This window comes from Klebsiella sp. 141198 (assembly GCF_050600785.1).
GTDB classification, from domain to species: Bacteria; Pseudomonadota; Gammaproteobacteria; order Enterobacterales; family Enterobacteriaceae; genus Klebsiella; species Klebsiella aerogenes.
Genome location: NZ_JAQIRM010000001.1, coordinates 680566 through 692851 on the forward strand (window position 1 = coordinate 680566; position 12286 = coordinate 692851).

General features: G+C 54.8%; 10 protein-coding genes. 2 read left to right on the forward strand and 8 right to left on the reverse strand.

Annotation, left to right across the window (positions count from 1 at the left end; genetic code table 11):
• Positions 1-406: 406 nt before the first annotated feature.
• A complete protein-coding gene (locus PGR10_RS03330) occupies positions 407-1300 on the forward strand; it encodes a GntR family transcriptional regulator (RefSeq protein ID WP_026612317.1) in 894 nt (297 codons plus the stop codon).
• A 44-nt stretch (positions 1301-1344) separates the two neighbouring features.
• Here PGR10_RS03330 and PGR10_RS03335 read toward each other — a convergent pair whose 3' ends face one another.
• Both PGR10_RS03335 and phbB read right to left on the reverse strand, forming a co-directional pair.
• Positions 1345-2682: a CitMHS family transporter gene (locus tag PGR10_RS03335; protein ID WP_277474668.1), complete on the reverse strand. Its 1338-nt coding sequence runs from the start codon at positions 2680-2682 to the stop codon at positions 1345-1347.
• 73 nt (positions 2683-2755) lie between these two features.
• Positions 2756-3499: an acetoacetyl-CoA reductase gene (gene phbB / locus PGR10_RS03340; protein WP_020078869.1), complete on the reverse strand. Its 744-nt coding sequence runs from the start codon at positions 3497-3499 to the stop codon at positions 2756-2758.
• A 311-nt stretch (positions 3500-3810) separates the two neighbouring features.
• On the opposite strand from phbB, the gene PGR10_RS03345 reads away from it, so the two are divergent.
• Entirely contained in the window at positions 3811-4902 is a 1092-nt protein-coding gene (locus PGR10_RS03345; protein ID WP_049003603.1) for a lactonase family protein, read from the forward strand.
• A 10-nt stretch (positions 4903-4912) separates the two neighbouring features.
• On the opposite strand, the gene PGR10_RS03350 is transcribed toward PGR10_RS03345, so the two are convergent.
• From PGR10_RS03350 to PGR10_RS03375, 6 genes are all read right to left on the reverse strand, one after another.
• On the reverse strand, positions 4913-5848 hold the full coding sequence (locus PGR10_RS03350; RefSeq protein ID WP_430922931.1) for a LysR substrate-binding domain-containing protein: 936 nt from the start codon (positions 5846-5848) through the stop codon (positions 4913-4915).
• 2 nt (positions 5849-5850) lie between these two features.
• Entirely contained in the window at positions 5851-8499 is a 2649-nt protein-coding gene (locus PGR10_RS03355) for an aconitate hydratase (protein WP_430922932.1), read from the reverse strand.
• 123 nt (positions 8500-8622) lie between these two features.
• Entirely contained in the window at positions 8623-9300 is a 678-nt protein-coding gene (locus tag PGR10_RS03360; RefSeq protein WP_277474671.1) for a transporter substrate-binding domain-containing protein, read from the reverse strand.
• Entirely contained in the window at positions 9287-10666 is a 1380-nt protein-coding gene (locus tag PGR10_RS03365; RefSeq protein WP_277474672.1) for an MFS transporter, read from the reverse strand. Before PGR10_RS03365 ends, PGR10_RS03360 begins: the two co-directional genes overlap by 14 nt.
• A 14-nt stretch (positions 10667-10680) precedes the next feature.
• Positions 10681-11568, reverse strand: a complete 888-nt coding sequence (locus tag PGR10_RS03370; protein ID WP_277474673.1) for an amidohydrolase family protein — start codon at positions 11566-11568, stop codon at positions 10681-10683.
• Between the two features lie 37 nt (positions 11569-11605).
• Positions 11606-12259: an arylsulfatase gene (locus tag PGR10_RS03375; protein WP_430922933.1), complete on the reverse strand. Its 654-nt coding sequence runs from the start codon at positions 12257-12259 to the stop codon at positions 11606-11608.
• Positions 12260-12286: the final 27 nt, after the last annotated feature.

Sequence of the window (12286 nt, forward strand, 5' to 3'; positions counted from 1 at the left end):
CATGAGTTAAATATCAATTACTTGCATTATTATCGTGACATGAGTTGATGTGTTTTTCGTGTCGTGACAGCAGAATCAGAGATGTATCCACTAACGAGGCAAGAACAAAGTTAATGAACAGAACAGCTCAAGAAGTACAGACCCGCTGGCTTGAAAGTCGGCAGCCTGAAGACCTTACCGGTAATGGAGCGGAAAAATTTTCGGATGAATGCTGGGAGAACGGTCTGCGGCTGGATAATTAATTACTTGCGATAACACCATGAAAACATTAACTTGCCATTTCCGTGCCACGTTTCACTTTAAATGTGATGCCTCTCTGATAATTAACCATTGACAATATTGCTTTTAATTAAACCAAAATGCAATAATAATTCATAAATTTGCATTTTCTACTCAGGGCGCTTACATGAAAATCAGTGCACTATCTGAACGAATCTCACAAAAAATCATGGGGTTAGTCGATAATGGCGAGATGACTCCAGGTTCACATTTAAGTGTACCGAAGCTGGCCGAGACCTTTGATGTCTCCCGCTCCCCTGTTCGCGAAGCACTCGTTTACCTTGAACAAAAGGGAGTGCTACTCCAGAAGCAAAACCGCGGTTTTTTTGTTAAAGATGACTACACTCCGCAAGCCGATAGCAGACAAGAACTGTCAGAAGAACTCGACTTACCCGAATATTATCAATTGGCTGAGGACTGGCTGCAGGATGAAATCGAATCTGAAGTGACCGAACTTTTCCTGATGAAACGCTACAATCTCACCAAGAGCCAGTTGTCTACAGTGCTCGCCAGGGGCATCAGTGAGGGATGGGTTGAACGTAAGCAAGGTTATGGATGGCGCTTTCTACCTGTGGCAAAAACCAAGACCGCGCTGGAGCAGATTTTCAGTTTCCGTATGGTCATAGAACCTATGGCCATTCTGGAACCGACGTTCAATGCCCCCCAGGAGAAGATTAACGAGATCCGACGCGAGCTGGAAATGCTGCTGGAAAGCGGAATTGAACGCCTCTCCCCTACCCAACTGCAGCTGGCAGGCTACCGCTTCCATGAAACGATTATCGCATTTTCCAACAACCCCTTTTTTGAAATATCGCTGCGCAATGTTAACCGAATGCGTCGGCTGATGGACTATCGAATCATGGATGACCGCAACCGTTACTACGCTGAGGTCAAAGATCATATGCGCATACTCGCCATGATCGAAGCCGGGCAGCGCATCGAGGCGTCCTACACTATGAAACAGCACCTGTCTGTTGCCCTTGATAATAAAAAAATGCGCCGGATTAGCGTGGAAAGTTAACCCCTGCCAAAAAAAATCGGCCCACACTGTGAGCCGATTGTCTGTTAACTGGCGACCGAATAGAGGGGATAAAGCCCCAGCAATAATCCCGATGCCAGGAATATCATGCACAGCAGGAACGCCCACTTGAAGGTGTATTTTTGATGGTCGCTGAACTCGACCCCTGCCAGCCCCACCAGAAGATAGGTGGAAGCCACTAGCGGGCTTAACAGGTGCACCGGCTGCCCCACCAGTGATGCCCGCCCAATTTCAACCGGATCAATACCATAAGCTTTTGCCGCCTCAGCCAATACCGGTAACACACCATAATAGAAGGCGTCATTGGACATAAAAAACGTGCCCGGAAGGCTGATAAGCGCGGTAATCGGTGCCAGATAAGGCCCCCAGGACTGCGGCAGGATGTCCAGCAGGGTGTTGGACATGGCGTTCACCATTCCCGTCCCCGACAGAATTCCCGCGAAGATGCCGGCCGCGAGGAAAATAGACGTCTGATTTAGCGCTGCGGGCGCATGAGCCGCGATACGCTGGCGCTGGGCATCCAGATGCGGGTAGTTAATCAGCAGCGCAATGGCAAACGCCACCATAAACAACACCGACAGTGGGAGAAGCTCCATCACCAGCGAAGCCATCAGCGCAAGCGTCAGCACGGCATTAAACCAGAACATTTTTGGCCGACGCAATTCGTCACTTACTTCATTGATAGCAGGCAGATAGCTTTCGGCATCTTCTTCAATTACCGCGCCATGTGCATTGGTCTGGATACTCAGTTTACCCAACCGACGGCGTTCGCGAATGCCTATATACCAGGAGAGCGCCAGTACCCCTACCAACCCGCAGATCATTGATGGGATCAGCGGTATGAACAGCTCGCTCGACTCCACCTTTAACGATGCCGATACGCGTGCCAACGGACCGCCCCAGGGAAGCAGGTTGGTGACGCTCCCGGAGAGGAAGACCACACAGGTCAGAGCCAGAGGGTCGAGACGAATACGTTTAAACAGGGGTAGCATCGCCGTAACGCAAATCATGTAGGTGGTGGAGCCATCCCCGTCGAGGGAGACCATCGCCGCCAGTAGCGCGGTACACATCACTGCTTTTACCGGATCGCCATCAATAATACGCAAGAAGAAACGAATAATCGGATCGAATAAGCCAGTATCGAACATGGTACAAAAATAGAGGATCGCGAAAATAACCATAATCGCGGTTGGTGCGACCTTCTTTATCCCCTCAATCATCATATCGCCCATCTCACCGCCGAAACCGGCAATAAGCGCAAACAAGATGGGAATAATAGTCAGGGCGGTAAGCGCGGATAATTTTTTGGTCATGATGAGGATCATAAAGACCACAATCATGCCGTAACCCAGGAATGAGAGCATAAGAGTCTCCGACGCAGATATTGCTAACTGCGTAATGAAAGAATGTACGTTATTAAATTATTGGGGAGAGCGATTAACTCATGTGCATACCGCCGTTGACGGAGAAGTTCGCCCCGGTGGCATAACCCGCTTCATCGGATGCCAGCCAGGCACAAATAGAGGCAATTTCTTTTGGCGATCCCAGACGACGGACCGGAATTTCCTGAACAATCTTGTCGATAACCTGAACGGGAGTGACCGTCTTCAGTTTACTAGTGGCCAGATAGCCGGGAGAGACGGTATTAACCGTGACGCCGCGCGCCGAAACCTCACGCGCCAGGGCGCGGGTAAAGCCACGCACGGCATATTTTGCGGTGGAGTAGTTAACCTGCCCGACGGTGCCAATCTGCGCATTCAGGGAGGAGATATTTATAATGCGCCCCCAGCCGCGCGCCATCATGCTATCCACCACCTGACGCGTGACGTTAAACAAGGAGTTCATATTGGTATCGATAACCGCCTGCCACTCCTGGGGCTGCATATCGCGGAATAAAACATTGCGCGCGGTCCCGGAATTATTAATCAGCACATCCACCTCTCCCACCTCGGTGCGGATTTTTTCGAAGGCTTTGACCGTTGAATTCCAGTCTGCAACATTTCCCTCAGAGGCAATAAAATCAAAACCTAACTTTTTGTTATCTTCCAGCCAGACGTCCTTTCTTTTTGAATTAGGCCCACAACCGGCCACGACAATAAAGCCGTCCTGCGCTAACCGACGACAAATAGCCGTACCGAGACTACCCATTCCAGATGTGACATACGCGATACGTTGGGTCATAGCCCTCTCCCGTTGCAGTTTATTAACATTCACTCACTTCTTATTAACATTAAGCGGGGGGTTAAGGGATTCCGCAACATGACCTTGTTGGAAATGTGAGCAGGATCGTTCCTTTTTTGCATTTAATGTTATTCAAATGCAATTTAAGGAATAAACAAAAAACTACACTCATGCTCACCATAACGATTAACAACGACAAAATCCGCTAAAAACAAGGAAAAAAAGGGAGGCCGCACAAAGAATTGAGATAAGCATCACATCATATAATCTGCATTTATAATATAAAAAATGCACATAAAACAGGAGTTATGATGACAACCTATGCTTATATTGGCTGCCGCACTTCAGCATGGCGCGGTGCGCGTGGTAAGGGAATCAGCGTCTACCGGATTTCCGATTCCGGAACGTGGGAGCTGTTACAATCCATTGCTTCCGTACAGGAAAACCCCTCCTGGCTGACGCTCGATCCCGGCCGTAACCGGCTCTACGTTCTACACGGCGATGGCGACCGCGTGGCGGTATTTAATCGCGATCCCAATACTGGCCTGCTGAGCCTTCATCAACATCAAACCACCGGCCCACGTCACAGCAACCCGGACCTCGATCCCGCCCGCAGAAACAATCCGGTTGCCGCCTCGCTGACGCCTGACGGGAACACCCTGCTGATCGCCAATCATGAGGGAGGCAACATTGCCGCCCTGCCCGTCAGCGACGAGGGTCTGGAGCCGCCAGTGCACTTTGCCGCCATCGAAGGCCATACCGACGCGCATAACACGCTGTCGCGTCCGCATGAAATCGTTTTTGCGCCCGGTAGCCCGCTGTTTGCGGTGCCGGTTCAGGGCCGAACGGCTGGCAACGGCATCGATATGATCCGTCTGTACCACTGGGAGCAGACCCACTCATGCCTGGCCGATGAGGTTCATCTCCCGGAAGGCAGTTGGCCACGTCACGTCGATTTTCATCCCAACGGGAAATGGCTGTATGGCATCAGCGAGCTGAGCAGCACGGTCACGGTTTATCATTTCGACCAGGAAAAAGGTACTATCTCACTCAGACAAACCCTTAGCGCGTTGCCTGCTGGCTACGAGGGCCGGAGCGATGCCAGCGAGATAGAGGTGCACCCATCCGGGCGCTTTGTCTATGCCGCTAATCGGGGCCATGATTCCATCGCCGTGTTCAGCATCAATCAACAGGATGGTTCGCTGATGCCCATTGGATGGGTGCCCTGCGGCGGGAAAACGCCCCGCTTCACCACCCTTTCGCCCGATGGCTCACGCTGCTTCAGCGCGAATGAAGACTCCGACACCATTCAGGTGTTCGACGTCGACAATGAAACCGGCATGCTTTCCGCAACAGAAATCGTCATTGCAACGGCCAGCCCAACCTGCATCTGCTTTGCCTGATCCCGCAGGCTCAGCGTCGCTCTGCCTCTCCTTCGGGTTGCGCAGCCTGCTCCGCCGGAAGCAGGCTGCCGATTAAGGTTTTCACCGACGGCGAAGCCTGCCCGTAATCCCGCACGCCGACAAGCAGCTCCCGTCTCGCCCAGGGCTCCGCTAACGGAATGACGCGGACGCCGCTGTGCAGGGTGGCGGATGCCACCTCATTCACCGGCAGCACCGCAATCCCCAGTTGCTGCGCCACCAGCTCTGCCATAGCAATAAAGCTGCTCACGCGCAGCCCCACGTTAAGGGTCTTACCCAGAGCGCGCGCCTGGCGTTCAAGGATATAGCTCACGGCACTGTTGCGGTGCGAGCCGATCAGTTTTTCATTCACAATATCGGCAAAGGTTAACTCGCTGCGCACCGTCAGGGGGTGAGAGGGCCAGACCAGTACAGAGAGGAGATCGTGCTGCCAGGGCCAGTACTCAATCCCTGCCGACGGGGTCCAGCTGGAGAAGAAGCCAACATCGGCCTCGCCAGCCAGTAGTCCCTGCACAACGCTCATCCCGGTCTGTTCTTCAATTTCAATGTCGGTCTGCGGGTAGTGCGAAAGATAGTCGCTCACCACCCGCGGCAGGTAATTCATCAGGGCCGCTGAGATGGTGTAAATCCGGATGTGTCCCCGGATGCCCGCGGCATAATCGCTGAGTTCCTCTTCCATCTTCTCCAGATTGCGGAACACCTGGCGGGCATGGTAGAGCAGAGAATGACCCGCGGGGGTCAGGGTTATGCCCCTCGGCATACGCAGCATCAGCTGCGTCCCCACCTGCTGCTCCAGCTCGGCGATACGTTTGCTGACCGCAGATACCGCGGTGTGTTTTCTGCGGGCTGCATGGGTGAGATTTTGCGTCTCCGCGACCGCCACAAAGAGAGACAAAGAGACCAGATCAAAACGCATCGTTTTATCCATAGTTAATGCTTCAGTGTTTGCTGAATGACGTAAGGCAGAATGCCGCCGTGCCGGAGATATCGCAGTTCCTGCTGCGAATCGAGGGTCAGCGTGAGCATGAATTCGCCCAGCAGCGTTGTGCCGCGTCGGATCTGCATCTTCAGGGCCGTGCAGCCCGTCTGTAACTGATCCAGACCGTCTACGTTAATCTCCTCGCGCCCGTCCATCTCCGGTAAACGCGCCGCCTCGTCAGGCGTGATATGTAACGGCAAAATCCCCATCCCGATAAGGTTGGTGCGGTGGATACGTTCAAAACTGTGCGCCACTACCGCCTTAACCCCCAGCAGCGCCTGCGCTTTGGCGGCCCAGTCCCGGCTGGAGCCTGCGCCATACCGTTCACCGGCAAAGATCACCAGCGGGGTTTCACGCCGGAGCCAGCTTTGCGCCGCTTCATACGCTGGCAGGATCTGCTGATGTTGCGCATCCCAGGTCTTGCCACCGCCGCTGCGCTGCGCCTGCGGAAGCAAGCGGTTGACCAGCGCGGTATTGGTGAACGCGCCGCGAACCATGACTTCGTGGTTACTGCGCCGCGTGGAATAGAGGTTCAGGTCTTGCGGATCCTCATGGTGCTCAACCAGCCATTGTCCCGCCAGACTCGCAAGCGGGATCGCCCCGGCCGGCGAGATGTGATCGGTAGTGACATCATCGCCTAACCACAGGAAAAGATGCGCGCCAGAGAGGGTCAGCGGCGCGGCGGGATCCCGGGGCAGGCGTTCAAGATACCCCGGCCGGCGCAGATAGGTGGAGGTCGCCTCCCAGGGATAATGCACGCTTCCGGGGGCCATAATCTGCTGCCAGTGCGGGGTCCCCTGCCAGATAATGTCCCGGCGTTTGACGTAGTGCTCCGGTTTCATGATCCGTCCGAGCCACATTTCCACCTCTTCCCGGGACGGCATTAAATCGCGCATGGTGAGTGGCTGCCCTGCCTCGTCAACGCCCAGCGGGTCGTTAACCATGTCATGAGAGATATGTCCGGCTATCGCCCAGGCAATCACCAGCGCCGGAGAGGTGAGATAGCCGTGCCCGAGCGAGGGGTTCACGCGACGGGGGAAATTACGGTTTCCGGACAGAACGCATACCGCCTGTAGCCCGTCGCTGACCAGCTCCTCCATTGCCGGTTGCAGAGCACCCGAGCTGCCAATGCAGGTCATGCAACCGTAGCCCGTGACGTCAAAGCCCACTTTTTCCAGTTCGATCAGCAAACCCGATGCGCTGAGGTAGTCGGTGACCGCTCTGGAACCCGGCGAAAACGAGGTTTTAACCCACGGCTTGGGCCGCAGCCCATGTCTGGCGGCATTGCGGGCAAAGAGGGCTGCCTGAATGACAAGCCAGGGATTCGCCGTGGTCGTACAGCTGGTAATAGCAGCAATAGCTACCGCGCCCTGGCGGATCGGTTCAGGGTATTCAGACCGCGACCAGTGGCGATCCCGCATTTTCGCACTGAGCGTGTCGGTGAAGCTGCTGGCCGCCTGGCCCAGCGGGATCTGTTGATGGGGATTAACCGGCCCAGCCATGCATGGCTCAATGGTCGAGAGGTCGAGCGCAATAAGCTGGCTGAATTCAGGCTGCGGTGCATCAGCCGTCCGCCATAGATGCTGCGCCTGCATGTAGGCGCTGATGAGGTACTGCTTCTCTTCGCTACGCCCGGTTAACGCCACGTATTCAGCGCTGCGTTCGTCAAAGGGAAAGAACACCACCGTTGCGCCGTACTCCGGAGCCATATTGGCGATGGTGGCCCGTGATTCAACGGACATGCTGGCTAACGCAGGCCCGGTAAATTCGACAAACTTACCGACAACGCCGGTTTCGCGCAACAGGCGGGTGATATGCAGGGCCAGGTCACTGTCGCTGACATCGGGTGACAGCGCGCCTGCTACCGAAATGCCAATCACCTCGGGGAAGCTCAGGGTGACGGGTTCCCCCACCAGCGCGGCCTGCCCTTCGAGCCCGCCCACGCCCCACCCCAGAATGCCCAGGGAGTTGATCATCGGGGTATGGCTGTCGGTGGCGATCATGCAATCCGCATGCAGGAGCGGCACCGGCGCGCTGTTATCCACCGTCACCACCTCGGCAATGGTTTCAAGGTTCATCAGATGAATAATTCCAGTGCCCGGCGGGATCACGCGAAAGTTATCCAGGCTCTTTTCGGCCCAGCGGATAAAGCGGTAACGCTCAGCGTTACGGCGAAAATCAAACTGCAGGTTATCTTCCAGCGCAGAGGTGGAGGCATAGCTTTCGACAATCACCGAATGATCGATAGTCAGTACTGCAGGAATGCGCGGATTGATCGCCGTGGCATCGCCGCCCAGCTCGGTTGTTAAATCACGCATCGCCGCAAAATCCGCCAGCGCAGGCAGACAGGTGGTGTCGTGAAACATCAGCCGATCGGGATAGAACTCCACCTCGCCTTTGTCAGCCGCCCCGGCCAGCATCTGCAAAAATTGTGGCAGAGACTCCGGAGAGCGCAGCGCGACGTTTTCCAGCAGCACGCGCAGGCTGAAAGGGAGCGTCTGCAACTGCGCCAGGGGTAACAGCTGGGTGAGATCCACAAAATGATAACGCTGATGATGAATCACCAGGTCAGAGCGTTCGAGAACCAGGGTTGATGTCATAGGGTCTTCCGTCACAGCAGTAATGTTATGTTCGTCAGGGGATAACGTGCCATGTCCGGGGCTGGGCGAAAATTGAACTTTTGATAAGATAGCGTTCTCGAAAAGAGAACGCTAAGAGGGAGATCACGCTGCGGCTAATTCTCTGTCGATAATCTGCTGTATGCTGCCTTCCGCCTGCCAGAGGGTCAGAAGTGCGACAAGATCCTGGTAGTGCTGTTCGTTACCCCGAGGAACGCAGATAGCCTGGTTTATCTGACCGAAGTTATCGGGCAGGACCCGATATCCCGTGTTCTGTGCGGCTGTCCGCTCCAGCGGCTGACGGATCCCCGCCGCCATATCCCCTTCGCCGTTCAGAAACGCATCGATAGCAGCCTGAGAGGAGCTAAGCCGGTTCAGGGTGGCGTTCTTTAGCTGACGCGTAAGATAGAGATCGTAGGCCGCCCCTTTCCCGACGTTGATCACCACCCCGGTTTTATCCATTTGCGCCACGCTTTGCCACGGGCTGCTTTCGTTGACCAGAACCGTTCCCTGGATCTGGATATAGGGCTGGGTAAAGTGCAGCACCTCTTCGCGCTGAGGGTCGACCGCCAGAAATGCGATATCCCAGAGTCCCTTCTGCGCGTCATCCACCACCTTTCCGGCGGTCGGATAGGTTTTGAATTGCGCCGTTATGCCCCACTCCGCGGCGATTCTATGCGCCAGTTCCACAGTGATCCCGCCCGGACTGCCGTCCGTCAGTTCCTTTGCAAGCACGGCATTACCCAGATTAATGGCAAAACGCAGGGGTTCAATGGCTGACATGGGGCTCCTCCGGAAGACCGTTACGGTCATTATGTTCGGTATCAAAACTCAGGCGCTGGATTTTGCCGGCGACAAATAAATAACAGCACAAATTCAGGAAAGCGCAGACGCCAACGAAGATCAGCGCGCCGTTAAATGATCCGGTGTCTTTAATAATGTAGGCAATGATAATCGGCGTGAAGATCCCCGAAATATTACCGATCATATTAAACAGCCCGCCGCTCAGGCCGACCGCCTCTTTCGGCGAAAAGTCGGAGACCACACACCACCCCATCGCCCCAAATCCTTTTCCGAAGAAGGCCAGGGACATGATCGCCACGACAATCCAGGCAGAGTCCACGTAGTTACAGATCACCATGCTGACGGCCAGCAGCATACCGACAACAATCGGCGTTTTACGGGCCGCAGAGAGGCTAAAGCCACGAGAGAGCATGTAATCCGACAATACGCCCCCCAGCAGCGCCCCGGCGCAGCCGCACAGCGCGGGTAAAGAGGCGACGAACCCGGCTTTCAGAATAGTCATTCCGCGATCGTGAACCAGATAAACCGGGAACCAGGTCAGGAAGAAGTACGAAAGTACGGTAAAGAAGAACTGCCCCATGTAGACGCCGAGCGCCAGCCGGTTGGTCAGCAGTTTGCGGGTATAGCCCTTGCCCGTGGTGTCGCCCTTTTTGGTGGCCTTCAGGTTGGTCAGCCCCCCGCCCGACTGGATATAATCCAGCTCTTCGCTGTTAACCAGCGGATGGACCTTCGGGGTGTCGGCAAGGACCCGGTGCATAACAAGTGCAACCAGGATCCCCAGCCCGCCCATAAACCAGAACACCGACTCCCAGCCGAAGCGATAAGAGAACCAGCCCATCAGGGGTAAAAAGACCACCAGCGCGAAGTACTGCGCCGCCGTGGTAAACCCGGACGCCTTACCGCGTTCGCGCGCCGGGAACCAGGCAGCAAGAAAGCGCGAGTTGGCAGGCAGGGTCGGCGCTTCGATTAACCCCATCATAAAAATAAAGCCGAAGATCATGATGCGGGTGACCCAGACGTTGTCAAATGAGGTGCTGAACCCCACCAGGAAAACAAACAGTGACCAGGTAAAGACCCCGGTGACCAGCACCCGTTTGGAGCCAAAACGGTCGAGTAACCAGCCGCCCGGATACTGCCCAAGCACGTACGCCCAGGTAAAGGTGGAGATCAGATAACCCAGCGCCACAATATCCAGGCCAGCGGCTTTGACCATATCGGGTCCGGCAATAGAAAATGTGGCGCGATCGCCATGGTTTAACGCGATACTTAAGAACACCATCAATAAAATCATATAACGATAGTGCGTGGGTCTTTTTTTTGATGAAGCAGGATCAGGAGTTGTCATTCTTTTCGGCCTTATCAGGAAGACGAAGAGTTAAATCCGTAAAGTTCAGTCGGGTTATCGACAAATAATTTGTGCCGTACCCGCTCATTACTTGCCCAGTGAAAAATATTGGAAAGAATTAACGCGTCATCTGGCATCTTCTTATTTGCGCTAATGAGATTCGGGTGCGGCCAGTCGCTTCCCCAGACCACGCGCTCAGTGGCTTCATGTAAAAAAACTTTGATCACGTCCGCCATGTCCGACACGTCATCCCGCTGTGACTGATGGTAAAGCGCCGACAGTTTTACCCAGCAGTGACCAGTACTAATGAGATCCCAGGCGAGCTTCCATGCCGGATGGGACATCGGCTCGGGCTGCGGCAGGCGGAAGAAATGGTCGATAACCAGCCGCCCCGGAAGCTGGGTTAGTAAAGTGCGCAGATCCCAGAGCTGGTCGGCGGTGGCATGGATTTGCACATGCCAGCCGCGTTCGGCTACCCGGGAGGCCAGCGGCATCAGCATCTCCGGGGTGGTGATACTGCCCGCGCCAAAATTGAAACGGATGCCGGTCACCCCGGCGGCGGCAAGGCAGTCCAGCTCCGCGTCACTAACGATATCCGTGACCACAGCTTCGCCGCGCGCAACCGGGCCAAAGGACTTTAGCGCATCGAGTAAACAGCGGTTATCTGCACCGTAAGAAGAAGGTTGAACAAGGACGTGGCGAGTAAACCCAAGCCAGTGTTTAAACGCGCGATAATCGCTGACGGTGGCAGCGGGTAATTTGCGTTTATCATCGGGCGCATAAGGGTAACGCCTGTCAAAAATATGATGATGGCAGTCACAGCTATTCGCGGGTAATACAACACCGGGTAGAGACGTAATATGGCTGTATTTAATCTCTGCCTCTGTTTTCTCATTATTCACGACGGAGCCTTACTCTTTATGCCGTGCGTGCAGCACGTTAATTCATTAAACGCTTTAATTTTTTTACAGCGGACTGCGGACTACTTAATACCGCGCAGGAGACAGCGGAACTGACCTGCGGGTAAGCAATTTCCATAGAAAAATGCGCCAGAAGAATTGCGTCGGCCTCCTGATGTTGCTGGGCCGCCTCGACAATAAGCTGGTTATGCAGGCTGGCATTGCCGGCGTTCAGGGCATCGCGGGCACCTGGTACCACATAGCTGCTCAGGGTGGCATCTGAGTGGCATGCTGCCGCCAGTTCCCTGAACTCGTCTTCCATTCCTTTTACCGCAGGCCCGAAGGTGGCCAGCATGACGATATTCCGCCCTTTTTTCAGCGCATCCTCGAACATCGCCTCGTTAGGCTTGAGTACGGGTAGCGATTTTTCACGCGCGCTGGCTTCGATGGCGGCGCCAAAAGCTGAACAGGTAAACAGCACCGCTGCTGCATCAATGCTAATGGCATATTCCACTAACGCATTGATACGGTTGTTCAGGCATGGGGTTAGCGTGGACACTTTCGCGCGATCTACGCTCAGGGCATCGTCAAGCAGGTTGCTGATTTCAGCGTCAGGCCACAGCTGCTTAAAGGTATCATTGATAGGTGCCACGGCCAGAGGCGTGGCATGGATCAGGACAATACGTTGGCTCATGGCTCTCTCCAGATAACGGGCTGCCCG

Coding starts and splice junctions, on each gene's coding strand:
- PGR10_RS03330 (WP_026612317.1), top strand. CDS start 407: ATGAAAATCAGTGCACTATCTGAACGAATCTCACAAAAAATCATGGGG.
- PGR10_RS03335 (WP_277474668.1), bottom strand. CDS start 2,682: ATGCTCTCATTCCTGGGTTACGGCATGATTGTGGTCTTTATGATCCTC.
- phbB (WP_020078869.1), bottom strand. CDS start 3,499: ATGACCCAACGTATCGCGTATGTCACATCTGGAATGGGTAGTCTCGGT.
- PGR10_RS03345 (WP_049003603.1), top strand. CDS start 3,811: ATGACAACCTATGCTTATATTGGCTGCCGCACTTCAGCATGGCGCGGT.
- PGR10_RS03350 (WP_430922931.1), bottom strand. CDS start 5,848: ATGGATAAAACGATGCGTTTTGATCTGGTCTCTTTGTCTCTCTTTGTG.
- PGR10_RS03355 (WP_430922932.1), bottom strand. CDS start 8,499: ATGACATCAACCCTGGTTCTCGAACGCTCTGACCTGGTGATTCATCAT.
- PGR10_RS03360 (WP_277474671.1), bottom strand. CDS start 9,300: ATGTCAGCCATTGAACCCCTGCGTTTTGCCATTAATCTGGGTAATGCC.
- PGR10_RS03365 (WP_277474672.1), bottom strand. CDS start 10,666: ATGACAACTCCTGATCCTGCTTCATCAAAAAAAAGACCCACGCACTAT.
- PGR10_RS03375 (WP_430922933.1), bottom strand. CDS start 12,259: ATGAGCCAACGTATTGTCCTGATCCATGCCACGCCTCTGGCCGTGGCA.